Source organism: Sulfitobacter sp. M85 (genome assembly GCF_029285915.1).
GTDB classification, from domain to species: Bacteria; Pseudomonadota; Alphaproteobacteria; order Rhodobacterales; family Rhodobacteraceae; genus Sulfitobacter; species Sulfitobacter faviae.
Genome location: NZ_JABECQ010000002.1, coordinates 458,482 through 484,215 on the forward strand (window position 1 = coordinate 458,482; position 25,734 = coordinate 484,215).

Annotated in this window: 14 protein-coding genes; 8 read left to right on the top strand and 6 right to left on the bottom strand. The window is 64.5% G+C overall.

Features of this window, described 5'->3' with window-relative positions:
* Nucleotides 1-8: 8 nt before the first annotated feature.
* Genes HKX24_RS06110 through HKX24_RS06140 form a run of 7 tightly spaced genes read left to right on the top strand, consistent with a single transcriptional unit; the run spans nt 9 to nt 17,097 of the window.
* Nucleotides 9-6,443, top strand: a complete 6,435-nt coding sequence (locus HKX24_RS06110; protein ID WP_276153880.1) for a type I polyketide synthase — start codon at nt 9-11, stop codon at nt 6,441-6,443.
* Entirely contained in the window at nt 6,443-7,450 is a 1,008-nt protein-coding gene (locus HKX24_RS06115) for a glycosyltransferase family 2 protein (protein WP_271693305.1), read from the top strand. The genes HKX24_RS06110 and HKX24_RS06115 overlap by 1 nt, the downstream gene beginning before the upstream one ends.
* Nucleotides 7,450-12,033 carry a MupA/Atu3671 family FMN-dependent luciferase-like monooxygenase gene (locus tag HKX24_RS06120; protein ID WP_271693306.1) on the top strand — a complete coding sequence of 1,528 codons (4,584 nt, stop codon included), beginning with the start codon at nt 7,450-7,452 and terminating at the stop codon, nt 12,031-12,033. The genes HKX24_RS06115 and HKX24_RS06120 overlap by 1 nt, the downstream gene beginning before the upstream one ends.
* Entirely contained in the window at nt 12,014-12,715 is a 702-nt protein-coding gene (locus HKX24_RS06125) for a 4'-phosphopantetheinyl transferase superfamily protein (RefSeq protein WP_271693307.1), read from the top strand. The genes HKX24_RS06120 and HKX24_RS06125 overlap by 20 nt, the downstream gene beginning before the upstream one ends.
* A 4-nt stretch (nt 12,716-12,719) precedes the next feature.
* On the top strand, nt 12,720-13,664 hold the full coding sequence (locus HKX24_RS06130; protein WP_271693308.1) for a hypothetical protein: 945 nt from the start codon (nt 12,720-12,722) through the stop codon (nt 13,662-13,664).
* Nucleotides 13,661-16,252, top strand: a complete 2,592-nt coding sequence (locus HKX24_RS06135) for a hypothetical protein (protein ID WP_271693309.1) — start codon at nt 13,661-13,663, stop codon at nt 16,250-16,252. Before HKX24_RS06130 ends, HKX24_RS06135 begins: the two co-directional genes overlap by 4 nt.
* On the top strand, nt 16,243-17,097 hold the full coding sequence (locus HKX24_RS06140) for a glycosyltransferase family 2 protein (RefSeq protein ID WP_276153881.1): 855 nt from the start codon (nt 16,243-16,245) through the stop codon (nt 17,095-17,097). The genes HKX24_RS06135 and HKX24_RS06140 overlap by 10 nt, the downstream gene beginning before the upstream one ends.
* Here the strand turns inward: HKX24_RS06140 and HKX24_RS06145 are convergent.
* Nucleotides 17,094-18,299, bottom strand: a complete 1,206-nt coding sequence (locus tag HKX24_RS06145; RefSeq protein WP_271693311.1) for a glycosyltransferase — start codon at nt 18,297-18,299, stop codon at nt 17,094-17,096. The two genes, HKX24_RS06140 and HKX24_RS06145, sit on opposite strands and share 4 nt — an antisense overlap.
* 159 nt (nt 18,300-18,458) lie before the next feature.
* On the opposite strand from HKX24_RS06145, the gene HKX24_RS06150 reads away from it, so the two are divergent.
* Entirely contained in the window at nt 18,459-19,769 is a 1,311-nt protein-coding gene (locus HKX24_RS06150) for an oligosaccharide flippase family protein (RefSeq protein WP_271693312.1), read from the top strand.
* A 5-nt stretch (nt 19,770-19,774) separates the two neighbouring features.
* Here HKX24_RS06150 and HKX24_RS06155 read toward each other — a convergent pair whose 3' ends face one another.
* The 5 genes from HKX24_RS06155 to HKX24_RS06175 form a co-directional block, all read right to left on the bottom strand.
* Nucleotides 19,775-21,076, bottom strand: a complete 1,302-nt coding sequence (locus HKX24_RS06155; RefSeq protein ID WP_067266217.1) for a chain-length determining protein — start codon at nt 21,074-21,076, stop codon at nt 19,775-19,777.
* A gap of 114 nt (nt 21,077-21,190) precedes the next feature.
* A complete protein-coding gene (locus HKX24_RS06160; RefSeq protein WP_276153882.1) occupies nt 21,191-22,102 on the bottom strand; it encodes a CpsD/CapB family tyrosine-protein kinase in 912 nt (303 codons plus the stop codon).
* A 71-nt stretch (nt 22,103-22,173) separates the two neighbouring features.
* A complete protein-coding gene (locus HKX24_RS06165; RefSeq protein ID WP_276153883.1) occupies nt 22,174-22,929 on the bottom strand; it encodes a sugar transferase in 756 nt (251 codons plus the stop codon).
* Between the two features lie 840 nt (nt 22,930-23,769).
* The gene (locus tag HKX24_RS06170; RefSeq protein WP_271693315.1) at nt 23,770-24,921 is read right to left on the bottom strand and encodes a mandelate racemase/muconate lactonizing enzyme family protein; all 1,152 of its coding nucleotides are present in this window, start codon (nt 24,919-24,921) and stop codon (nt 23,770-23,772) included.
* Entirely contained in the window at nt 24,918-25,649 is a 732-nt protein-coding gene (locus tag HKX24_RS06175) for a GntR family transcriptional regulator (protein ID WP_271693316.1), read from the bottom strand. Before HKX24_RS06175 ends, HKX24_RS06170 begins: the two co-directional genes overlap by 4 nt.
* Nucleotides 25,650-25,734 lie beyond the last annotated feature (85 nt).

Below are 25,734 nucleotides of genomic sequence, written 5' to 3' on the forward strand. Positions count from 1 at the left end.
GTGTCGCAATGAATAGCACGGACAACACTCTTTCGCGCGGTGACATCGCGATCGTCGGCATGTCGGTGACGGTGCCCGGCGCCGAAGGGATTGATGCCTATTGGGCGAACCTGCGCGATGGGGTGAGCGCGCTCAAGCGCCGCGACGCGGCAGAGCTGCGCGCCGCCGGAGAGAGCGCCGAGCGGATGGCCCGGCCAAACTATGTGCCCGTCACCGCCGATATGCCCGGCTATGACATGTTCGATGCGGAGTTCTTTGGCTTTTCGCCAAAAGACGCCGCCATCCTTGACCCGCAGCACCGCAAGTTTCTTGAGATCGCTTGGGAGGCGATGGAACAGGCGGGGCATATGCCCGAAAGCCTCTCCGGCCCGGTGGGTGTCTATGCCGGCTGCGGCATGGGGAGCTATTTTTATTTCAACATCTGCTCGAACCCGGACCTCGTCGACGATGTGGGCATGTTTTTGCTGCGCCATACCGGGAACGACAAGGATTTCCTCTCGACCCGGGTGAGCCATGTGCTTGACCTCAAAGGCCCGTCGATCAACCTGCAAACCGCCTGTTCGACTTCACTGGTGGCAATTCACTACGCGGCCCAAGCGCTGCGCGCGGGTGAGATCGACATGGCGCTGGCAGGCGGGGTGACGATCGAACTGCCGCAGGGGCGCGGCTATGAATTCAAGGAAAACGAGATCCTCTCGCCCGACGGCGAATGCCATGCCTTCGACCACCGCGCGCAGGGCACCGTCTTTGGCTCTGGCGCAGGCGCCGTGGCGCTGCGGCGGTTGGAGGATGCAGTCGCGGATGGTGACCACATCTGGGCGGTCATCAAAGGTTCGGCGGTGAACAACGACGGGGCGGCCAAGGCGGGCTATCTGGCACCTTCCGTGGACGGGCAGACCGCCGCCATCGCCCGCGCGCTGGATGATGCGGGCGTGGCGGCGCAGAGCATCGGCATGGTCGAATGCCACGGCACCGGCACCTATCTGGGCGACCCGATCGAGGTGGCCGCGCTGACCCAAGCCTACCGCGCCGAGACGCAGGCCGAAGATTTCTGCCGCATCGGATCGGTCAAGACCAACATCGGCCATCTCGACACCGCGGCGGGGGTGGCGGGGCTGGCCAAGGCGGCTCTGTCGCTGCACCACCAACAGATCCCGCCCTCGCTGGGCTATGAGGCGCCGAACCCCGCGATCCCTTTTGAGGGCTCGCCCTTCCGCGTCAATGACCGGCTTTACGACTGGCCCGGCCAAAGCACCCCGCGCCGCGCCGCCGTCAATGCGCTTGGCGTGGGCGGCACCAATGCGCATATGATCTTGGAAGAGGCACCGGCCCGCGCGGCCTCGGAAGACAGCGATTTCCCTTTCCATGTGCTCTGCCTCTCGGGGCGCAGCAAGGCGGCCTTGGACGCCAATAGCGCCGCGCTCGCGGCGCATATGCGCGCGCATCCCGAACAGCCCTTGGCCGATGTGGCCTTCACCCTGAAAGAGGGCCGTCGCGGTTTTGACAAACGCCGCGTCTTGGTGGCCGAAAGCCATGAGGAAGCCGCGGCCCTGCTAGAGGCGGGCAACAGCCGCCGTGTCTTTACCCATGACCACCTCGGCCCCGATCCCGAGGTCGTTTTCATGTTCCCCGGCGGCGGCGCGCAATATGCCGATATGGCCCGCGATCTTTACGAGACTGAGCCGGTCTTTGCCGAATGGATGGACCGGGGGCTGGCCCATCTGACCCCGCAACTCGACTACGACATTCGCGCGATCTGGCTGCCGGAGCCTGAGGGCCGCGCAGCAGCCGAAGCCAAGCTGAAACGCCCCTCGGTGCAACTGCCGCTAATCATGATCGTCGAATATGCGCTGGCGCAGCTTTGGCTGTCATGGGGCGTGAAACCCGCCGCAATGGTCGGGCATTCCATGGGCGAGAATGTCGCCGCCTGTCTTGCCGGGGTGATGCGTTTTGAAGACTGTATCGACCTCGTTCTGCTGCGCGGGCGGCTTTTTGATGAGGTGCCATCGGACGGGATGATTAGTATCGCCGCGCCGCTGGAGCGGATCACGCCGCTTCTGGGCGAGGCCCTTGATATCGCCAGCGTAAACGGCCCGGAACTGATCGCCGTTTCCGGCCCCGAAGACGCGCTGGAGGCGCTGCAAGAGCGGCTCGACGCCGCCGGTCTTGACCATCAGCGCATCGCCATCGACATCGCCGCGCACTCGCGGATGTTGGACCCAATCCTTGACCGATACCGCGCCTTCCTCGCCACGCTTGACCTGCGCGCGCCGCAGATGCCCTTCCTGTCGAACCGCAGTGGCGAGGTGATCACGGCGCAGATGGCGATGGACCCCGACTATTGGGTTGAACAGCTCCGCCACACGGTGAATTTCGCCGATTGCATCAACACTTTGAGCCGCGATGCGCCGCGGGTTTTCCTTGAGGTCGGGCCGGGCAAGGCGCTTTCCGCCTTGGCGCAGATGCACGCTAATGTGGCTCCGGGGCAGGTGATGTCTTCGCTGCGCCACCCCGAGCAAGAGATCGCGGATGATGCCTATTTCCTCGGGGTGATCGGGCGGCTCTGGGCCTGCGGGGCCGAGGCCGATTGGGCGCAGATTTGGGGCGAGGCACGGCGCAACCGCGTGGTGCTGCCGACCTATCAATTCCAACGCGCGCGCTATTTCATCGCGCCGGGTGAGGCGGCGGCGCGCCCTGCCGAAAAAACGCTGCAACGGATAGACGATATCGGCGACTGGGGCGCGCTGCCGCATTGGCAACCGCGCTATGCCGAACGGGATTTGGACCTCTCCGGCCCGTTGAACTGGCTCGTCTTTTCCGACACGGCGGGGCTGGGGGCCGAGGCCGCGGCACGGTTGCGGGCCGAAGGGCACCGGGTGGTCGAGGTTACGGCGGGGGATGCCTTTGACTGCGTCAGCGCCGATCATTTCACGCTGGCCGCCGAACAGGGGCGGTCGGGCTATGACCAGTTGATCGCGGCGCTTGACGCCGATGGGCAGAGGCCCGACCGGATCGCGCATTTCTGGCTGACCGATGATCAGGCCGCCCCGCGCCCCGGCTCCAGTCGGTTTGACCGCAATGTCGAACAGGGGTTCTGGAGCCTGACGTGGCTCGCCCAGTCCTTGGCCGAGGCCGAGAACCCCGGGCCGCTGCACCTCAGCGTCTTCACCACCGGCGCGGCACTGGTGGCAGAGGAGGGGCTGGCCTATCCCGAAAAAGCCCTCATTTCCGGCCCCGTCGGGGCCATGGCGCGCGAGGTGCCGGAGCTGACGGCGGCGCAGATTGACCTGCCCGAGGCCGCCCCTGCCGCGCCTTCCGGGTGGTTCGCGAAACCGGTGGCGCCCGCGCCGGTGATTGACCCCGCGGACCTGATCGAAGAGCTTTTGGCGACCCCCGCCAACCTCCAAGTCGCCCACCGTGCTGGCCGGCGCTATGAGCTGGGTTACCGCGCCGCCGCGCTGCCCGAGGCTGATCTGCCGGGCTGGAAGTCGCAGGGCACCTACCTCATCACCGGCGGTTTCGGGGGCATCGGCCTGACCCTCGCGGCGGATATTTTGGAGACGCCCGGCACCCGCGTGATCCTGCTGAGCCGCGCGGCCCTCCCGATGCGCCATGAATGGGACAGCTACCTTGCCAGCCACGGCCCGGCGGATGCCACGGCGCGGCGTCTGCGGGCTGTCCTGCGGCTTGAGGCCAAGGCGGCGCAATCCGGCGGCGCGGTCGAAGTGGCCCGGGCCGACGTCGCCAACCTTGCGCAGATGCGCCGGGTGATCGAGGACCTGACCGCGCGCCACGGCGGGCTGACGGGGGTGATTCATGCCGCGGGGGTGCTGGATGACGCGCCGCTCTTGGCCAAGACGGATGCGGATATTGACGCGGTGCTTGCGCCCAAGGTGCAGGGGCTGCGGGTCTTGGATCAACTGCTGCCCGATGGCACGCTCGACCTCATGGTGCTCTTCTCCTCGACCTCCACCGCGACCCGCGCGGCGGGGCAGGTGGATTATGTGGCGGCCAATGCCTGGCTCAACGCCTTTGCGCAATCGCGGCGCGCGGCGCAGACCCGCGTGGTGGCGGTGAACTGGGGCGTTTGGGGCGATGTCGGCATGGCGGCAGAGAGCCTTGGCGGCGGCGGTGCCGTGGCGCTGCCCGCCCGCCCGATCAAGGCGGCGCTGCTGGAAACCGCCGGGTCGGGCGAGAGCGGCGCGCCCGAATTCACGACCGAGGTTGCAGCCTCGCATTGGCTGCTCGCCCAACACCGCACCTTGGATGGCCGCGCGATCATGCCCGGCACGGGCTATATCGAGCTTTTGGCCGAAGCGGCGGCGGCCCAAGGGCTAGACGGCTTCACCCTTCAAGACCTCTACTTCCTGCGCCCACTGCCGCTGGCCGATGGGGCGCGGCGCAAAATCAAGATCACCCTGACCCCGGAGGGCAAAGGTTTCGCCGCCGAGTTGCACAGCGCCTGTGTGGTCAACGGCAAGCCTGCGTGGCAGTTGCATGTCCAAGCGCGGCTGTCTCCGGCAGACGGCAGTGCCGAACCGCTTGACCTCGCGGCCATCGCCGCCCGTTGCGAGGATGTGGCCGAGGCCGCCCCCGGGCGCCATCTGCCCGCGGTTCAAGAAGCGCATTTGAAGTTCGGCCCGCGCTGGCATGTGCTGCAATGCACTTCCCTCGGGCAGGGTGAGGGCATCGCCACGTTGCACCTGCCCGAGGCAGCACAGGCTGATCTGACCGATGGCTACCTGATGCACCCCGGTCTGATGGATATCGCCACCGGTTGGGCCATGGCGCTGATCCCCGGCTATGCCGCGCGCCACCTCTGGGTGCCGCTGTCCTATGGGGAAATCACGCTCCACGCGCCGCTGCCTGCCGAAGTCCGCTCGCATGTCCGGCTGGCCGAGGGCACGGGGGCCGAGGGTTTGGCCCGTTTCGACGTCACGATCACCGATCCGCAGGGCACGGTTCTGGTCAAGGTCCGCGATTTCGCGATGAAGCGGCTTGAAGGGGCCTTTGCCGATGTGCCCCCGCCTGACGCCCGCGAAGTGACCTTTGAAGATGCTGACAGCAGCGGGAGCCTCAGCCCCGCCGAAGAGCGTCTGGCCCGTCTGGTGCGCCAAGGCATCCGCACGCAGGAGGGGCCAGAGGCGCTGCGCCGCGCGCTGGCGCTGGAGGCGCCGCAGGTCATAGTCTCTTCGCTGCCCCTGCAAGGGCTGATCGCGCAGGCCGATGCGCCGCTGACCGATGCCGCCACCCAAGGGCAGAGCTTTGAGCGGCCCGATCTCGACGGCTCCTTCGTGGCCCCGCGCAATGGGATCGAAGAGAGATTGGCCGAGATTTGGTCGAACCTTTTGGGCGTCAGCCCCGTGGGGGTCGAGGACAGTTTCTTTGACCTCGGCGGCCATTCCCTGATCGCGGTGCGCCTCTTCGCGGCGGTCAAACGGGAGTTCAAGGTGGAGTTCCCGATCTCCGTCCTTTTCGAAGCGCCGACCATCGCCAAATGCGCAGCGCTCATCGCGGCGGAGCGCGGGGATGTGGCGCAGGCGGAGGCGGTCGAGACAGACGCGGCGGGCTCGCAACAGCGCTTTGACTACCTCGTGCCGCTCAACCAGTCCTCGCGAGACGCGACGCCGCTGTTCGTGGTCGCGGGGATGTTCGGCAATGTGCTGAACCTACGCCATCTTGCCCTGCCGTTTAGCAATGAGCGGCCGGTCTACGGGGTGCAGGCCCGTGGGCTGATCGGTGACGCGGCCCCCCATGAAGAGGTGCAGACCGCCGCGGCGGATTACATCACCGAAATCCGCGCCTTGCAGCCCCAAGGGCCTTATTTGCTGGCTGGATACTCTGGCGGTGGGATCACGGCCTATGAGATGGCGCAGCAGTTGAAGGCCGCGGGGCAGGAGGTGGCCGTTCTTGCGATGCTCGACACGCCGTTGCCCGTACGCCCGTCGCTCAGCAAGATCGACAAGGCGCATATCAAATTGGCCGAACTGCGCCGCAAAGGCCCGGCCTATCTGCTGGAATGGGCGCGCAACCGCTGGGCGTGGGAGCGTGAGCGGCGTCGGGCGCCGCAAGAGACGAGCGGCGAAGGTGAGGGGGTGTCCTTCAACAGTCTGCGCATTCAGGCGGCGTTCCTCCGCGCGGTGGGACGGTATGAAACCCCGCAGTGGGACGGGCCGATGACCCTGTTCCGCCCGCCGCTGGATCGCCATTGGGCGGTCTCTGACGGGCAGTATGTCACGGCGGAAAAGGAATATGTCTATGAGGACAACCAGTGGCGGCAATATGCGCCGCGCTTGCAGGTGATCGAAGTGCCGGGCGATCACGTCAGCATGGTGCTGGCCCCGAATGTGACCGTGCTGGCGCAAGAACTGGCCGAGGTGATTGCGGCAGCCCTGCCCGAAGGCGCAGGCCAAGACCACACCCAAGCCACGGCGGCGGAATGATGCAACAACCGCCCCGCCTGTTGGTCGTCATCCTCAATTACCGGACCGCAGAGATGACCCTGCGCGCGGCTGAGGCCGCTTTGGCCGATATGCCCGATGCGGGTGCCGAATTGGTGATCGTCGACAATGACAGCGGCGATGGCTCTGCCGCGCTACTGGCGCAGGAGATCGCCGCGCGGGGCTGGGGCGCGGGCAACCGGGTGCGGCTGATCGCTTCGCCCCGCAATGGCGGCTTTGGCGCGGGCAACAACTTGGCCATGCGGGCGGGGATGTCGGACGGGTCCGCGCCGGATTTCGTGCATGTGGTGAACTCGGATGCCTTCCTCGATCGCGGCTGTATCGGGGCGCTCTTAAATCATCTGCAAAACCACCCCCGCGCCGGATTGGCCGGAAGCCATGTGCGCGGGGAGGATGATCTGCCCCATGCCACGGCCTTTCGTTTTCCCTCTGCCGCCGGAGAGTTGGAGGCCGCTGCGCGCTTTGGCCCGCTGACGCGGCTGCTCTCTGCCTCGGTCGTGGCGCCGCCTCTGCCTGAAAAGGCGGCGCAGGTCGATTGGGTGGCCGGGGCCAGTGTCATGATGCGGTGGGACATGCTGGCCGAGATCGGCCTCTTCGACGAAGCCTATTTCCTCTATTACGAGGAAACCGACCTTTGTCTGCGGGCCGCGCGGGCGGGTTGGGACTGCTGGTATGTGCCGCAGGCGCGCTGCGTGCATGTCGGCTCAGTCTCGACCGGGATGAAGGAATGGCGGCGCATGCCGCGCTATTGGTTCGACAGCCGCCACCGCTATTTCGCCAAGAACCATGGCCGCGCCTATGCCGCACTGGCCACGCTTGCGCGGCTTGCCGGGGGCGGGTCGCACCATCTGCGCTGCCTGCTCACCGGGCGCCGCCCGGAAGACGCGCCGGGTTTCTATCGCGACCTTGCGGCCCATGCGCTCACCGCGCGGCGCGCGGCCCCCGCCGTTCAAGACCCAAGCCGTAGCCCCGCCACGGAGGACCGTTGATGACCGTCAGCTTCAAGACAGACCCGTTCACCGCCCTCTTGATGGGCGACGAATCCCTGACCATCGCCTGCGGCGACATGCTGCTGGCGGGCGGACACCGGATCGCTGCCGTGATCACCCGCGACGACGCGGTGCGTGCTTGGGCCGAGGGGCAGGGGGTGGCGCTTTGCCGCGATGCCGAGGAACTCTTGCCGATGGGGCTGTCCGCCGACTGGCTGTTGAGCATCGCCAACCTGCGGTTGATCCCCGAGACGGTTCTGGCGCTGCCCAAACGCGGGGCGGTCAACTTTCACGATGGTCCGCTGCCGCGCTATGCCGGGCTTAACACACCCGCTTGGGCGATCATCAATGGCGAGGCGCGGCATGGGGTCAGTTGGCATCTGATCGAGACCGGCGTCGATACCGGCGACCTGCTGGCGCAGCGGGAGGTTGATATCGCAGCCGATGAGACGGCCTTTAGCCTCAATTCCAAATGCTACGCCGCCGGGATGGAAAGCTTTGGCGAGGTTCTGGCCCAGTTGGAAAGCGGCAGCCTGCAAGGCACCGCCCAAGACCTGAGCCAGCGCAGCTATTTCGCGAAGGACAAACGGCCCGAGAACGGCGGGCTGATCGATTTTACCACAACGGCGGAGGAGATCGGCGCGCTGGTCCGCGGCCTTGATTTCGGAAGCTATTGGAACCCGCTGACCACGGCGAAAATTCTGGGCACGGGTGGCGCGGTGCTCTCCGTGCCCCGCGTGGAACGCGCGGCGGGGCAGGGCGGCACGCCCGGCGAGGTTGTTGAGGTCAACGAGGCGCGGGTGATCGTGGCGGCGCAGGACGGGCATATCGCCCTCCATGATCTGCGCGATATGGCGGGCGAAAGCGTTGCACCTGCGCAGTTTTTCGCCCTCGGGGATATGTTGCCCCAGACGGCAGGCCCGGTTCCGGCTCCGGCTGATGAGGCATATTGGCGGCGCGCTCTCACCAGCTTCGACGCGCTGCCGGTCCCCTTGGCCACCGCAAGCGAATCGCCGAAGACAGGGGGGGCGCGAGAGATCACCTTGCCGCAGGGAAGCGACCCGTTGCACCAAGTCGCCGCCGCAGCCCTCGTCGCGCTGCGCAGCGCCGGGGCCACCGAAGGCGGTATCGCGATGCTGCGTGAAGGCGCGCCCGCGCCGCTCATCGCCGATTGGCTGCCGATCACCATCTCGGCAGAGGCGGAGACACCGGTGGCGGAGTTACTGGCTCAGTTGGACCCGCAACTCACCCGCGCGAAGGATGCCGCGGGTTTTGCCCGCGACCTGCCGCTGCGCGATCCGGCAATTGATATGGCTGCCGCCCCGGATTTCGCGATCTCCTTTAGCGATGAACCGCTTGTGGGGGCGGCGCTGACCCTCTGCCTCACCCCACAGGGCGCGCGGCTCCGTGCCGACGGTGCGCGGCTGTCCGACGCCGCGGTCGACCTCCTTGCCGCGCGCTTTGAGGCGGCCTTTGCCAAGATCACCGACGCCTCGGACTGCAGCACCGTCTGGGCGCTTCCAGATACCGAGGCGCAGCTTCTAACCCGCGTCAACGCGACGACGCGCGACTATGCCCCCCACACCATCCACGCCGCTTTCGAGGCGCAGGTGGAGCGCACCCCCGACGCGCTCGCGCTGGTCTTTGAAGGTGAGACGCTGAGCTACGCCGCATTGAACGCCCGCGCCAACCAATTGGCGCATCTGCTGCGTGATAGGGGGGCGGGGCCGGGGATGCCGGTGGCGCTTTGCGTCGCACGGGGCGTAGACCTGCTGGTCGGCACGCTTGGCATCCTGAAAGCCGGGGCCGCCTATGTGCCGCTTGATCCAGCCTATCCGGCGGACCGTCTGGCGCATTACCTCTCGGACAGCGGCGCATCTATTGTGGTCACGCAATCGGCCCTCATCGCCAGCCTGCCGTCGCATGACGCGCAGGTGGTTGAGATCGACCGCGACAAGCGCCTTGCCACGGCACCGACGGCGAACCCCGCCGCCATCGCCGGGCCGGATGACCTCGCCTATCTGATCTACACCTCCGGCTCGACCGGGACGCCCAAGGGGGTGATGGTCAGCCATGGCAATGTGGCGAATTTCTTTGCCGGGATGGACGACCGGATCGATCATGAGGCGGGGGCGGTCTGGCTCGCCGTGACAAGCCTCAGCTTCGATATTTCGGTCTTGGAGCTTTTCTGGACCCTCGCGCGAGGCTTCAAACTGGTGCTGGCGGGCGATGACAGCCGGGCGCTCATGTCGAACGGCCCAATTGCCACGAGCGACCGTAGGATCGACTTTAACCTGTTCTATTGGGGCAATGACGATGGCGTCGGCCCCAAGAAATACGAGTTGCTGCTTGAAGGGGCGAAATTCGCCGATGCCCACGGGTTCAACGCGGTCTGGACGCCCGAGCGGCACTTTCATGCTTTTGGCGGCCCTTACCCCAACCCCTCCGTCACCGGCGCGGCGGTGGCGGCGGTGACGCAAAACCTCGACGTGCGGGCGGGGTCTTGCGTGGCGCCGCTGCACCATCCCGCACGGATTGCCGAGGAATGGGCGGTGATCGACAATCTGACCAATGGGCGCGTCGGCCTGGCCATCGCCAGCGGCTGGCAGCCCGACGATTTCGTGCTGCGCCCCGAGAACACGCCGCCCGAAAACAAGCCCGCGATGTATGACGCCATTGACCAGTTGCGCAGGCTCTGGGCCGGGGAGCCGGTAGAGTTTCCCCGCGCCGATGGCACGCCCCACGCGGTGGTGACCCAGCCGCGCCCCGTCTCTGACAAACTGCCGATCTGGGTGACCACGGCGGGCAATCCGCAGACGTGGAAGGAAGCGGGGGAGATCGGGGCCAATGTGCTGACCCACCTACTGGGCCAGTCCGTGGAAGAGGTTGCCGAGAAGATCAAGATTTACCATGACGCCCTGCGCGCGGCGGGCCATGATCCGGCGGACCATCGGGTTACCGTCATGCTGCACAGCTATCTCGCCGAGACCCGCGCCGAGGCTGAAAAGACGGCGCGCGAGCCGATGAAGGACTACCTGCGCTCGGCGGCGGGGCTGATCAAACAATACGCTTGGGCCTTCCCGGCCTTCAAGAAACCGGCGGGCACGACGAACCCGTTTGAGATCGACCTCGATGGCCTCTCGTCCGAGGAAATGGACGCGATCCTCGAGTTTGCCTTTCAACGCTATTTCAACGACAGCGGCATGTTCGGCACCGTGGCCGATGGTCTGGCGCGGGCCGAGCAACTCAAGCGCATCGGCGTGGATGAGATCGCCTGTCTGATCGACTATGGCATTCCGACCGACAAGGTGATGGCGGGGCTTGCGCCCTTGGCCGAGGTGTTGCACCGCGCCAATGCGGGCGGGCAACCGGCGGCGGATGACCACTCCATCGCCGCGCAGATCATCCGCCACGGGGTGACCCATCTGCAATGCACGCCTTCGATGGCGCAGATGATGGTGATGAACGACGAGGCGCGCGGCGCTTTGGCGCGGATCAAGTCGCTGATGATCGGGGGGGAGGCGCTGCCCGGCACCCTGCTGCGCGGGCTGCGCGCGGCGACCCCGGCGCAGATCCAGAACATGTATGGCCCGACTGAGACGACGATCTGGTCCACGACCCATATGCTCGAGAGTGCCGAGGCCAGCACCGCGCCCATCGGCAGGCCAATTGCCAATACGCGGGTTCATATCCTCGACCCCGCGCGGCAGCCGCTGCCCATCGGTGCTTCGGGGGAGCTTTGGATCGGGGGCGATGGCGTCACGCAGGGCTATTGGCAACGGGCCGAGATGACGGCGGCGCGTTTCATCGACGATTCTTTCACCGGCAGGGGCCACCTTTACGGCACGGGCGATCTGGTGCGGATGGACGCCGAGGGCGTGCTGCATTTCGAGGGCCGCGCCGATGCGCAGGTCAAGATCCGTGGCCACCGGATTGAGCTGGGCGAGGTTGAGGCGCGTCTCGCCGAATTGCCGGGCGTGCGCCAAGCCGTGGCGGTGCTGCGCGAGGATGCCGGGCAGGGCAGCGCGCAGTTGATCGGCTATGTGGTTGCGGAAAAGACGGTTGATAGCGACGCCGCGCGGCGGCAATTGGCCGCGCATCTGCCTGATATCATGGTGCCGCAGGCCATCGTCACACTCTCTGCCATGCCACTGACGCCGAACAAGAAAATCGACCGCAAGGCGTTGCCCGCCCCGACCCGACAAAGCGCGCCCACAAATGCCACGCCGCAGGCCGAGACGCCCGCGGTCGGCAGCCAAGCGGCGATCGCGCAGGTCTGGAGCGCACTTTTGGGGGTAGGGGACATTCGCGACGAGGATAACTTCTTTGCCCTCGGCGGCCACTCGCTGCTGGCGGTACAGGCGCATCGCGACATCAAGGCGGCTTTGGGCGTCAGCGCGCTGTCGATCACCGATATCTTCCGTTTCCCGACCCTTGCCGGACTGGCGGCACATATCGACGGGCTGGGGGGCAAGATCGCCGCACCGGCCAAGACGCCTTCTGCCGCCGAGCCCCCCGCGCGGTCCGAGACCATGTCGAAACGTCGCCTCATGCGGGCCGCGCGTGGCCGCGGGCGGGGTTGAGGTGACGGCGGAGGGCGAGATCAGGACGGCCGTTCAGGCTCTTTTCGATCTGCCGGTCGCCGTCGCCGTGACCCGCCCCGGCAGAGCCTATCCGCCCTTGCTGGCGGGCGAAGCCGCCCTCATCGCACGGGCACAGCCCAAACGGGTCGCCGAGTTTACCGCCGGACGCCACGCCGCGCGGGAGGCGATGCAGGCGCTTGGCCATCCGCCCGCGCCGGTGCTGGCCAGCCCCGACCGCGCGCCGATTTGGCCACCCGGCCTGACCGGCTCAATCAGCCACTGTGCCGATTGGTGCATCGCGGTTCTGGCGCGCAGGGCAGAGGTGGAGACCCTCGGCGTCGATATCGAAGACGACAGCCCGCTGGCCGCAGACCTGCTCACCGAAATCTGCCTTCCGGCGGAAATCACCCGCCTCGGCGGTGCGGACCTAGCGGCTGCGAAACGTATCTTTTGCGCCAAGGAGGCGGCCTATAAGGCGCAGTACCCAGCGACCAAGGCGCTTTTTGGCTTTGATCGGCTTGAGGTCACCCTATCTGGCGGTAATACCACCTTCGACGCGCGATTTACCCAAGACACAGAGGGCTTTAGCCGCGGCGATAAGCTGCGGGGGCGGATCGCGTCGGTGGCGGGCCACCTTGTCAGCGGGGTGGCGATTGGGCAGATTGATCGCAAAGGAGCTTGATCTCATGGTCGCACTCTCACGCCGTCTCTTTTTGGGGGGCGCCGCGCTTGCCAGCCTCGGCGGCGGGTCTTGGGTCTTTCGCCGGGCACAGTTGCAGGGCCGGGCGGAGGAACTCTATGCCCCGCCGCTGAGCGCGCCTTCGGGGCCAATGCAGGTCTATCATCTGGGGCATTCGCTGGTGGGCCGCGACATGCCCGCGATGTTGGCGCAGTTGGCGGGGGCGGGGCATAGCTATCACAGCCAGACCGGGTGGGGCAGTTCGCTGCGCGACCATTGGGAGCCGGATGTGCCTGTGAACGGGTTCGCGCGGTCCAACGATCACGCGCAGCATCGGCCCGCCCGGGCGGCCATCGGCTCGGGCGATTACGACGCGGTGGTGCTGACCGAGATGGTCGAAATTGCCGATGCCATCCGCTATCACGACAGCCCCGACTACCTTGCCCATTGGGCGCGGCTGGCCCATGCCGCCCGGCCCGACACCCGCGTTTACCTCTATGAGACATGGCACCATACAGATGACGGCTACGGGTGGCTGAAGCGCATCGACCGGGACTTGGAGAAATACTGGCGGCGGCAGGTGATCTACCCCGCCTTGCAGGAAGCGGAGGTGCCCATTCATCTGATCCCCGCGGGGCAGGTCATGGCGGCCTTTGTCCGGGCGGTCGACGCCGCTGGCGGGGTGGGTGGTATCATCAGCCTGCATGACCTCTTTTCGCGCGATGAGAATGGCCGCCCCGATACGATCCACTTTAACGATCAGGGGGCTTACCTCGTGGCGCTGACCCATTACGCGACCCTCTATCACCGCGACCCGGCGGGGCTGCCGCACGAACTGCTGCGCGCCGATGGCACCCCGGCGCAGGCGCCAAGCGCGGAGGCCGCACGGCTGATGCAGCGGGTGGTCTGGGACGTGGTCCGCGCCCATCCAGACAGCGGGGTCGCGGCATGAGCGGTCTGGGCGGGCTGTTCTCGGTCTTGATGGTGGGCCACAGTCTTTTCGGGGCCGACGGGCCGGATATGCTGCAAGAGGCGCTGCGCGCCGGGGTGGGCCAAGGCGAAGTGCGCGCGCAGATCATCAACGGCGCGCCCCTGCGCTACAATTGGGATGAATCGGACCGGGCCGAGGGGGTAGATGCCCGTGCGCTGCTGCCCGAGGGGGACATCACCCATCTCATCCTGACCGAGGCGATCCCGCTGGCCAATCACACCCGCTGGTCGGACACCGAAGTCTATGCGCAGGCCTTCTTTGATCTTGCGGCGGCGGCCAATCCGGAAGTGAAAGTCTATCTGCAAGAGACATGGCATTCGCTGAAAAGCGGCAGCGGGGAGGCGGTGGCCTATGACGATCACGCCCATATCCCGTGGCGCGAGAGGTTGGAGAGCGATCTGCCCGCGTGGGAGGGGATCGCATCGGCGGTGCGCGCGGGGCGCAGTTCGGAGAAAGCGACGATCGAGGTGATCCCAGCCGGGCAAGCGATGGCCCGGCTGTATGATGAGCTCGCTGCCGAAAACCTCCCCGGGCTGACCGGGATCGACGCGCTCTTCGCGGATGACATCCATCTGAACGACCTCGGCCACTACTTCGTCGCCATGGTGCAATATGCCACGCTGACGGGCAAAGACCCGCTGGGTCTCCCGACGGATTTTAACGATCGCTGGGGCAAGGCTTTCGACACGCCCCAGCCTGATCTTGCCCGTGCCCTGCAACGGGTGGCCTGGGAGGCGGTGCAGGACTATCAGGGCGGTGCCGTGATGCCAGCGCCCCCCGCGACGCGGCCCGTCGCCGAGGACAACGCGCAGACCGCGCCGATTGCCCCGACCGGCCCGCCTGCGCAGACCCCGGTCAGCGATGCGCCCAAGACCGCGAAGCCCCTCGATCCGCCAACGCCATTTGAAATTACGACCCCGGAAGAGGCCGTTGCGGGCACCCGCGACATGGGCATCGGCCTCGCCGCCATTGCGGATTGGAGCGTGCAGGCGCCTTTCCTCGACCTGATGAAAACCGCCCGCCCGTGGCTTGGCCATGTGGCCGGGCGCTTTGGCGGGATGGAATATGCGCAGTTGGTCGAAGGCGGCTATCTCGATGCCGAGGGCTGGCCGGTGAAGATGCCGCGCGAACTTGGCAGCATCGGCACGCTGATCCTCACCGACATGCCGGCACAGGCGACGACGCTCAAGGGCCGCTATCTGCTGCGCTTCGAAGGGCAAGGCGTGATTGAGGTCACGGGCCGGGCCGAGAATGTACGCTATGGCAAGAACGAGGTGCGGTTCGACTATGCGCCGGGGCCGGGCAGTGTCGACATTCGCATTCAACGCATGCACCGCAGCGACCCGCCGCGTGAGATCACCGTGGTCCGCGAAGACCGCGTCGCCGATTACGACGCCGGGGCGCGTTTCAACCCTGATTGGACGCGGCATCTGACGGGGATGAAGGTGCTGCGCTTCATGGATTGGATGGCCACCAACGACAGCCCCATCGCCACTTGGGAGGACAGTCCGCGCCCCGAGGACGTAACCTATGCCCTGCGCGGCGTCCCGGTGGAGGTGATGGTCGCATTGGCCAATGAACTGGGGATCGACCCGTGGTTCAACATGCCGCATCTGGCGGATGATGGCTATGTGACCGCCTTTGCGACCTATGTCGAAGAGGCGTTGGAGGGCGAGCGCAAAGCCTATGTGGAGTTCTCGAACGAGGTGTGGAACTGGCAATTCGCCCAGACCCAATGGGCCGATGAGATGGCGCAGGCCCGCTGGGATGAGGCCGAGAAGGGGATGCAGTTCTACGGCCTGCGGGCCGCCGAAGTGGCGCGCATCTGGACGGATGTTTTCGGCGGTGAGGCCGAGGCGCGGTTGCGCAATGTGATCGCGAGCCAAACCGGGTGGTTAGGGCTTGAGCGCGAAGTCTTGGACGCGCCGCTTTACGTGGCCGAGCAGGCGGGCAACAGCGCCCCCGCCACGGCCTTCGATGCCTATGCGATCACCGGGTATTTCGGCGGCGTGCTGGGGTTGGAGGAGAATGCCGAATTGGTCAGCGGCTGGCTGGCCGATAGCCTTGCCAAGGCCCGCGCCGAGGGGGAGGCGCAGGGGCTGAGCGGCGCGGCTTTGGCCGATTATATCGCGGCCCACCGCTTTGATGCGGCAACAGCCCTTGCGGCGCAGGACCTGCGCAACGGGGGCACCAGCGGTTTGGAGACCGACACGCTGGCCGATCTCATTGGCCGCGTTTGGCCCCATCACGCTGCCGTGGCGCGGGCGCATGACCTCGATCTGGTGATGTACGAAGGCGGCAGCCATGTGGTTGGCCTTGGGGCGCAGGTGAATGACGAAGGACTGACCGAGTTCTTTCACCATCTGAATTACTCCGCAGAGATGGGCGCGCTCTATACCGATCTGATGGCGGGCTGGCGGGCTGTTGGCGGGCAGCTTTTCACCCATTACTCCGACGTCTACGCCCCGACGAAATGGGGCTCTTGGGGGGCGCTGCGCTATCTGGCGGACGACAATCCGCGTTGGCACGCTTTGGCCGCATGGAATTGAACAACGGCGCGTTCCACGGGGTGAGCGTGTTGATCCCCGCCCATGATGAGGCCGACTGGCTGCCCGCCTGCCTTGATGCGCTCTGCGCTTCCGCGCCGCTGGCAGGGCCGGTTGAGGTGATCGTCGTGGCCAATGGCTGCTCGGACAACACTGCCGAACTTGCCCGCGCGGCGATCCCGTCATTCGAGGTGCGGGGCTGGGTGTTGCGGGTGCTGGAACTAGCCCAAGGCGGCAAGCTGGGCGCGTGGAACGCGGGCGAGGCGGCGGCGCGGGGGGCGGTTCTGGTCTATCTCGACGCCGATGTGCTGGTGTCACCGCCCTTGCTGAGCCAGTTAGAAGAGGCGCTGGCGGGGGACGCGCCGCGCTATGGCAGCGGGGTGCCACGGGTGACGACCTTGGGCGATTGGGTGACGCGCCATTACACGCGGTTCTGGCGGACGACCGGTTTCATGACCCATGGCGTGCCGGGCTTTGGTGTCTTTGCGATGAACCGCGCCGGGCGGGCGCGGTGGGGGGCGTGGCCCGATATCATCTCGGACGACACTTTCGCGCGGCTGAACTTTCGCCCCGAGGAGCGTATCGCCGTGCCCGCCCGCTATGACTGGCCGATGATCGAAGGTTTCGCGCCACTGGTGCTGGTGCGCCGGCGGCAGGATGCAGGCGTGGCCGAGGTCGCGCGGCTGTTCCCTGAATTGATGCGCAATGACGATCCCCATGACCGACTGCACCCCTTTTGGCGGCGGGCGCTGGCCGATCCCTTGGGCGCGCTGGTCTTTGTTGCCGTGCGGCTTACGATCCATGCGCCGGTTTTGCGCAGCTCCAACCGTTGGGTGCGGGGGCGCTAGCGGGCGGCTTCTTGCATGTGCTGGGCGAGTTTCGCCGCCTCGCGGGCGACATCATGGCGTGCAAAGACCCGCGTGCGGGCTTTCGTCCCCATTTCCTCTAACGCGGGGAGGGGGGCGTCGTGCAGGGCGGCCATCGCCTCGGCCAAGGCCGCCACATCGCCTGCGGGCACCAGCCATCCGGTCTCGCCCGGCTGCACCAATTCCGGCGTGCCTGCGATATAGGTAGCGATCACCGGGCGCGCGGCGGCCATCGCCTCCATCACCACGATGGGCAGGCCTTCGGCGAAACTGGGCATCACAAGCGCATGGGCGGCGCCGAGTTCCGCCGTCACGCGGGCTTCATCGACCCAGCCGGTCAGGGTGACGCGTTCTTGCAGGCCGTGGCGGGCGATTTCGGCCTCGATCGCGCCGCGCAGGGGGCCGTCGCCGATCAGGGTCAGATGCAGAGCGGGGTGGCTCTCGCGGAGCCGGGCCATGGCATCGATCAAGGCAAGCTGGCCTTTTTGTTCCACGAAACGTCCGATGGAGACGAGGCGGCGCGGGCCATCGGGCAGGGGGGCGGGGGCCGTGAATTTGGCGGGCTCAATGCCGCAATGCACGACCTTGATGCGCGGCCAATCCGCCGGGTCGGCCCAACGGCACAGCTGGCTGCGCCCGAACTGGCTGATCGCCACGGCAAAGGCCGCGTGGTGGGTTTTCGCACCGAGCGAAAGGGCGCGCGGGCTGTCGAATTCCTCGGGCCCGTGGGTGGTGAAACTATAGCGCGGCCCGCCCAACCTGTGGCAAAGCATCGCGACCATCGCGGCGTTGGTGCCGAAATGGGCGTGCAGATGTTGGATGTCGCTGCCCTCAAGCCGGGCGCGCAGATAACAGGCCTCGGCCAGATAGATCAGATGGCGCGCGCGCCCCGTCTCGGCCCGCCGGGCGGCTTGCCAGACATCGCGCAGCGCTTGGCCGAACCGCCGCGGCGCGCGCAGCATCATGCGCAAACTGGCACGGGCGAGGACGCTGCCACCGGCGGCCAGCACATAGTGCGTGGCTGCCATCTCGGCCTTGTCTTGTGGATCGACCAGCGGCACATCGGGGCCACGCATGGCGAAACGTTTCACCTCATGGCCTGCCGCTTCCAGCGCCGCGATCTCGCGCCGGATGAAGGAATGCGAGGGCTGCGGATAGGTGTTCAGAATATAGGCGATCTTCACGGGCGGTGCGGCCTTGGCTTGGGGCTGATAAACCTTGTTACCCGCCCGCTTGCCACTGGCACAAGGGCGGGCAAGGCTTTAGGCTCTCGCAGAGAACTGGCAGAGGCGCAGCAACGGGTGTTTTCCAAGCTTTCCCAAGCGGTAACGGGCAATCGCCTGATGGCACGGGCGCTGCGCTCGACCTCGTGGATCATCTTGGGCTACGGCGGGTCGCAGGCGATCCGGCTGGCGTCGAACCTGATCCTGACGCGGCTGCTGTTCCCCGAAGCCTTTGGCCTGATGGCGCTGATACAGGTGGTGATTGTCGGGCTGACGCTGTTCTCGGACGTGGGCATCGCCCCCTCCATCGCGCAGAGCAAGCGTGGCGATGATCCGGATTTCCTGAACACCGCTTGGACAATCCAAGCGATCCGGGGGGCGTGTCTGTGGCTGGCCGCCTCTGCATTAGCATGGCCAGTGGCGGCGGGTTACGACGAGCCGCTCCTGCTGACCTATCTCCCCATCGCGGCGCTGAGCCTTGTGGTGGCCGGGTTCAACCCAACGCGGATCGAAACGGCGCATCGGCATCTGCAAATGGGGCGGCTGACGCTGCTGGACCTGACATCGCAGGTAATGGGCATCGCGGTGATGATCTTGGGCGCGGCGCTCTATAAATCGGTGGCGGCGCTGGTGGTCGGCGGTGTGGTGAGCGCCTTGGCGAAACTGGCGCTGACCCATGCCTTCCTGCCGGGGCCGGGCAACCGCTTTCGCTGGGAGCGTCCGGCGGTGCGCGAATTGGTGCATTTCGGCAAATGGATCTTCCTGTCGACCATGTTCTGGTTCTTTGCCAGTCAGGGCGACAAGGCGATCTTGGGCAAGTTCCTCTCGCTCGAAGGGTTGGGCATCTACAATATCGGCTATTTTCTGGCCAGCTTTCCGCTGCTGCTGGGCCAGAATGTCACCGGGCGGGTGATGATCCCAATCTACCGAGAGGCGGGGGGCGGCGATCATCCCAAGCTCAAGCGGATGCGCTATGGGCTAAGCGGCGGGTTACTGGCGCTTTTGGTGGTCATGGCGCTGGCGGGGCCTTGGTTGGTCTCAATCCTCTATGACCCGCGCTATCTGCAAAGCGGCGCGATTCTGGTGATGCTGGCGCTGGCGTTGATGCCGCAGGTGATCGGGATGACCTATGATCAAGCGGCTTTGGCCGCGGGGGATTCGCGGCGGTTCTTCATCTCTTCGGCCTCAAGGGCCAGCCTGCAAGTGGGGCTACTGCTGGCGGGGGTGATCACCGCCGGTCTGCCGGGAGCGCTGATCGGGTTGGGGGCCGCGATGGTGCTGTCGCATCTAGTGCTGATCTGGCTCGCAAGGGCGCATGGCGTCTGGGACGCGCGGCATGATCTGACCTTCGCCCTCTTAGGGCTGGCGCTCGGTGCGCTGGCGCTTTGGTTGCATTGGGATCGGGTGCTGGGGCTGAGCGCCACAGTCTAAGCGGTTCAGCCCTTTTGTTTGCGGGCCATGCGCGCGGCGCGGCCCTCTTTGCCGGCCTTCAAGCGTTCCTGCCATACCTTGCCCAAGGTGCGGCGCTTTTCGCGGGGGCTGAGGTCGGGGATCGAGACGACAGGGATCAACCCCGTCTCGCGCGTCATTTGCCGGGCTGAGCGGATCACCGGGCGGCGCAGTTCCAGCAGGAAGGCCACGATCAGCGCCAGCGCCAAGCTGGCCATCCCGCCCACCGCCGCGCGTTTCTTGCGGCTGAGCGATACGGGGTAATCAGGCAGTTCGGCCTGCTCCAAGGTGATCAGCTTCTCGCCCCGCTGATCGGATTCGAGAGAGAATCCCACCTCCGCCTCATTCCGGCGGGCGGTGATCACCTCCAACTGGTCTTGCAACTGGGTCAGACGGCGTTCGAACCGGGCCAGCTCCCGCTCGACCTCGGGCGAGGTTTGTAGGCTGGCGGTCAGGGTCTCGCGCTGTTCTTGCAGCAGATCGCGCTGCGTGGTCAGGCTTTCGAGCGTGGCATCCAGCTCGGCCTGTTCGCGGGCGATGGTGGCGGCGCGGGCATCGGGGTTGACCCGATCGCGCGCCAGCCGCGTGGCGATGATTTCACGGTCAAGTTCAAGAATGGCGTCATTGAGGCTGCTGATCTCGCCGCGGCGAAACTCAAGACTGCCTTCGAGCGACAGGTCGTTTTCGGCCCGGTAATCGGCCAGTTCGGCCTCAAGCTCCGAAATGTCGCGGATCAGGTTCTGCTCTTGGCGCTGGAAAAACTCCAAGGTTTCTTGCGTCTGGCTCTGGCGTCGGGCGGCGGACATCTGACGCGTGCGGTCGGCGAATTCGCGGGCCACGGCCTGCGCATCGGCGGGGTTGTCCATCTCGGCGGTGAAGGTCATGACCGAGATGGTCCCGTCATCCGCATAGCCTTCGCGCGGGGCGGCGACGCCGGTGATGGTGACCGAACGGCGTAGCAGATCGACTTTTTCGGACATGCGCAATGCGGTCAGATCGTCATAAAGATCAAAGCGTTGTATGATATCGACCAAAGTGCCGCGCGCCATCAACTGCTGTTCGATCAATTGCAAACGCCGCGCCGAAGACCCTTCGACCGTAGAGGGGGCCAGATCATTGGCGATCTTGGGCTGCTCGATCTGGATGACTTCGGAGGATTGGTAGACATGCGGCGTCGCAAGCGCCCAATAGACCGAGGCGATACAGCCCAGAAGCGTGATCAAAATGATCACGCCCGCGCGGCGGCGGATCATGTCGATGAAGTCATCGAATGTATAGATCGGTCCCATGTGCCTCTTTCCAACCTGCCCAAAGCCCCCGACCGTTGCCCGGCGGAGTTTCCCCGCCTAGATCAGATGACTTGGGCGATAATAGGGCGCAAGCAAGGACGGCGACAGGGGGTGTCAGGCATATTTCGGCAGGCTAGAGGCCCGCGCCCGGTTCAGCACAATGCCCAAAAGCGGAACCTGACCTTCGAGCATCCGTTCGCACTCGCGCAGGTGACGCGCCATGGTCTGGCTGCCGTCTGAGATCAGCAAAACACCGTCTAGTTGCGGCAAGAAGGCCGAGAGATCGTCATGCTCCAGCATCGGCGGCATGTCGTAAAGGACGATTTCCGGCTGGAGGGAGGCCCGCAGGCGCAGCAGGGTCTCCGCCGTGGCGCTGTCTTGCAAGATTTCGGCGGCGTTCACTTCGGCCCGGTCGTTCAGGCCGAGGGCAAGCGTATCGCTTACCCGCAGCATCCCCTTGCCGAGGTCGGCACGGCCACTGAGCAGATCGCTCATCGCGCCGGGGGCCTGCATGTCGAACGCACGGGCCAGACCGGGGCTGCGCATGTTCATGTCCATTAGCACGGTGCGCGATCCCGGCACGCGCGACAGGCTCAGCGCCAGATTGGTGGCCGAAAAGCTGTTGCCGCAGCCCGAGGTGGGGGCGGTGATGGCGATATTGAGCCAGCGATGCTCTAACGTGGTTTGACGCAGGCGCGTGCGCAGCAGGTCAAAGGCCCGCGCGGCGGCGCTGTTGCGATGATCGTCGACCAGCGGCATGTCGCCGCCGGGGCCGGGGGTGGCGATGGGCAAATCTTGCCAGCGCGGCGCGCGGTCGTCACCGATGTAGCGGGAAACGGCAGGGGCGGCGGGCAGGCTGTCTTCAAAGGTCAGGTCGCCTTCGGAGAAATCGCCGTCGAACTCATCTTCATGGTCGATCACGGTGCGGCGCGGGCGGATGCTGTGGCGCATCCCCGGGCCGCCGAACTGCGCCGTCACATCGCTGTTGTCCGCGCCGAGGGCATCGGATGCGTAGAGGTCTCTCATCGTCTTCCCTTTCGATTTCTTGAACATGAGGCGCTGGATTTCTCGTAATTGCCGGGCGCGGCGAGCATCGCTCAGCACCCGGTTCGGCGCAAGACGACGCCGACGGTTTTCAGCAAAATGGTCAGGTCCATCGGCAGCGACAGATTGCGGCGATAGGCGGCGTCGACCTCATTGCGATAGGTGAAACGGCTGTTGTTACGGGCCGAGACCTGCCACAGCCCAGTGATGCCAGGGCGCAGCGCGAAATAGGCTTTCGCATCGCCGTACATTTCAAGCTGGTCGGGCATCATCGGGCGCGGGCCGATCAGGCTCATGTCACCTTTGAACACGTTCCACAGCTGCGGCAGCTCATCCAGCGAGGTGGCGCGCAGAAAAGCGCCGACCCGCGTAATGCGCGGATCGTCCTTGAGCTTTTGCATCTCGTCCCATTCGGCCCGTATCGCGGGGTTCGCGGCAAGGTAGCTCTCCAGCACCGCGTCGGCATCGCGCACCATGGTGCGCAGCTTCAGGATGGAGAATCCTTTGCCCCCCCGGCCAAGGCGCTTTTGCGTATAGAAGGGCTGACCGCTTTCGATCCACAGCGCCAGCGCGCAAAGCGCGATGATCGGCAGGGCGATGGGCAGGGACGCGAGGATCAGCAGCCGGTCGAGAAGCGGTTTCGCGTAGCGGCCATAAAGGCCGGTCGAACGCAGACGAAGGGCCGCCAGCGCCCGCGGCGCGGGCAGCACCGCAGTCCCCGCCATGGCGGGCTGTGCACGGCCCAGCACAGGACCGGCGATCACTTCCATCGAGCCATAGGCATGGCTGTGTGCGTCAAAGTACTTCATTCCAAACCCCCCAGGGTTCAATCGCATTCATTCGGACCGTTTCGGCCACGGCGCCTTCGCACCGCTCCGTCTCAACGACCTATCCGGCCTATACGTTCAGGTAGGATATGTATCATTTGTTACCACCTTTTCGCCTTATTCGATCCTTTTTCTCAGAAACAGACTGTTTCGCGGGGCGGCGGGCAGGTGGGAATTTAGGAGTGAGTTGAGGGCCTTATGGGGGCGCCATGGGGTGCAGATGTGTGGCGTTCGATGGTGGAGGGGAGGGCGTGCGCAGGCGTAGATGAGATATTAAGTCGTTAATAAATATGAGACTTATAGGGTTCTGAAGTTCCGGGTAATCATCTGTCTTAGGTGTCGGCCACTAAGCTTATGTGCCTTCGGATAGCGAGGTTGCAGAGGCACAAGCCACCAGCCATCGCGCAATTCTCACAATAATGTCAGGGCGATAAATGGGCGACAGTTGGGCGCAGGGCGCAGGCGGGCAAGCGCCAAAACCCCGGATCAGCTGCGCGATTCCGAGGGGATTCTTTAGTGCCTCTGGAGGCTTGTCTTTGAATTCTGGAGAAGAAAAGTGGCAGCCCGTAGGGGAATCGAACCCTGAGCATAAGTAGCTGATTTTTAACAACACAGTGTCCCACGCCCTCCCTTAACGAAGCCTATAGAATTCAATGGTCTATGAGATGGGTGTCCCACGCCGCTGGGTGTGTCCTTGAAGTGTCATTCACCAAGGCTTCGGTCGTCCGGGTGCTATAAAGGCAGCTGAGTGTGTTTCGCCCGATGGGCCGACGAGATCATCTCTCACTGCGACGCCGAAGTATAAACGCTGCCAAACCTACCTTAACCGCCTTTAGTTAGCTCTATAGACGAAGTCCTGTAGCGCAGAAGGGATTTAGGAAGTTCATCGATCCCTAATCCAGGGCTATGTTGCAGTTTCCATTTTCCATCTTTCACATGGTGGGTGGTCGACACGATCTCTTCCCGTAACGGGTTAGGATTAACATCAAGTTCCAGAATTCCATCTCCACCCACGCTGGCCAGCAGCTCTGCTGAGGCCGCCAATCCAATTCCGCCGCCTAAGTAATGAGGGCAGTACCGTTTGCCATAGGCTAACGTGGCTGATCCGATTCGGTAGCATCCGCTAAGGCCGCCCCACTTGATGACATCCGGCTGAAGCACGGCCATGGGACTCTTCGTAATTGCATGTGCGAAATTTCGATAACCCGAAATATTCTCACCGCCCGCAAGCGGAACATCAATCATATCCGCTAACCGATCCAAGTCCGAAAGCGGCGCGTAAGCTGGCATAGGCTCCTCTGCCCACATAAGCTCATCTGCGCTGAAACTTTGCAAAAAGGCACTTGCTTCAGCAATTGACCATCCCTGGTTCGCATCGATGGCTAAAGTTTGGTCCGAAGCAAGCTCCGACAGGATTTCCTTAACGGCAGCGGTCTCATCGGGCCCAAACCCAACTTTCACTTTGAAGATGCTGAAACCGTTGGAAGCAGCATTCTGGATAATTTCCTGAGCTGCATGTAGGTGTATTCCACTGGCGTAAATTGGAACAGCAGCGGGCGCATTACCGTTCAATAGTTCCCGGACTGGCAAACTTGCCCTTCTTGAAAACAGATCCCACATCGCTATGTCGAGCCCGGCAATCACCTGTCTGAACGGCCCTTCCTCGCCGCATTGCAAGGCTCTTATTTGGGTTGCGCGATCCAAAAACTTGAACAGGTCCCCTGGCGCTTCAAATCGTCGCCCCATGATAAGCGGCGCGATATCATCGCGTAACAAGTTGACCCGGTGTTCGGCTCCCGCAGACGGCCAGTTTGCAAAGACTTCTCCCCAGCCGAATGCCCCATCTTCCGTTTCAAGGCGAACAAAGACAGCCGGCCGGTCCCGCATGATTCCGAATGAAGTCTCCACGGGAGTGTCGATCGGAGCGCGATATGCGAAAGCATTAATCCGGGTAATAGACATTCCCGTATTCATGCCAAGAGGTCCATATCTAAGCGGATATAGTCGCCTCGATAGACCACATCTGCCAAATATATTATGGTTCCATCGTTGTCACACAACACTCGGCGTACTTCGGCGATCGGCGCACCTATTTCCAGATCGATCAGCTTCGCGGTTTCCATGTCACACCGATCGATGAGCAGCGTTTGACGCGCTGTTGCGACGTTAATTTCGGGTTCATCCCAAAGCACTGGTAGAGCAAGGTCTTTCCGCAACCGAGCTTCATGCTTTTCGAAAATGGGCTTAGCGAAGTAGAGGGTAATAATGCAATATGGCTTTGCTTTACGCGCATGCACGCGGCGCAGCATGTGATATCCGCTATCGCATATTGACCCATCGTAGTCACCTTCTGGAAGGTTTGCCTCTGTGTCATCCAAGAGGATAAGGTCGGCCTCGTCACCGCGATACATCTCTACAAGGTCTGTTAGGCTGGTTTCGACCTTGAGTGGGCGAAGGCCATCTGGTCTCGCGAGAACGGTAGTCCCGCGGCCACGTTGTGCAAAAACCAGTCCTTCTTCTTCAAGTATTTTAATTGCTTGGCGTACTGTAACTCTCGAGACTTTGTACTCTGAGGTAAGCTGTTCGATGGTTGGCAGCTTTTCGCCTTCCGCCCAAACGCCGCGAGCAAGCCGCTGTCGCAATACTTCTGTCAGTTGGAGATAGAGAGGGGATCGTCCCTGTCTCAATGGCGTTTGGCTCATTTCAAAGAGGCCTCGTGGTCAAAAAAGTTGTATAGTCCTATTGTTAGCACTTTATGCTTGTATGCAACCCCGAATCGCACTTATG

Excerpts from the sequence above, each read along its gene's own strand:
- HKX24_RS06115 (WP_271693305.1), top strand. The coding sequence starts at position 6,443 with ATGCAACAACCGCCCCGCCTGTTGGTCGTCATCCTCAATTACCGGACC.
- HKX24_RS06175 (WP_271693316.1), bottom strand. The coding sequence starts at position 25,649 with ATGAGCCAAACGCCATTGAGACAGGGACGATCCCCTCTCTATCTCCAA.
- HKX24_RS06120 (WP_271693306.1), top strand. The coding sequence starts at position 7,450 with ATGACCGTCAGCTTCAAGACAGACCCGTTCACCGCCCTCTTGATGGGC.
- HKX24_RS06160 (WP_276153882.1), bottom strand. The coding sequence starts at position 22,102 with ATGAGAGACCTCTACGCATCCGATGCCCTCGGCGCGGACAACAGCGAT.
- HKX24_RS06150 (WP_271693312.1), top strand. The coding sequence starts at position 18,459 with ATGGCACGGGCGCTGCGCTCGACCTCGTGGATCATCTTGGGCTACGGC.
- HKX24_RS06135 (WP_271693309.1), top strand. The coding sequence starts at position 13,661 with ATGAGCGGTCTGGGCGGGCTGTTCTCGGTCTTGATGGTGGGCCACAGT.
- HKX24_RS06140 (WP_276153881.1), top strand. The coding sequence starts at position 16,243 with ATGGAATTGAACAACGGCGCGTTCCACGGGGTGAGCGTGTTGATCCCC.
- HKX24_RS06130 (WP_271693308.1), top strand. The coding sequence starts at position 12,720 with ATGGTCGCACTCTCACGCCGTCTCTTTTTGGGGGGCGCCGCGCTTGCC.
- HKX24_RS06155 (WP_067266217.1), bottom strand. The coding sequence starts at position 21,076 with ATGGGACCGATCTATACATTCGATGACTTCATCGACATGATCCGCCGC.
- HKX24_RS06110 (WP_276153880.1), top strand. The coding sequence starts at position 9 with ATGAATAGCACGGACAACACTCTTTCGCGCGGTGACATCGCGATCGTC.
- HKX24_RS06165 (WP_276153883.1), bottom strand. The coding sequence starts at position 22,929 with ATGAAGTACTTTGACGCACACAGCCATGCCTATGGCTCGATGGAAGTG.
- HKX24_RS06170 (WP_271693315.1), bottom strand. The coding sequence starts at position 24,921 with ATGAATACGGGAATGTCTATTACCCGGATTAATGCTTTCGCATATCGC.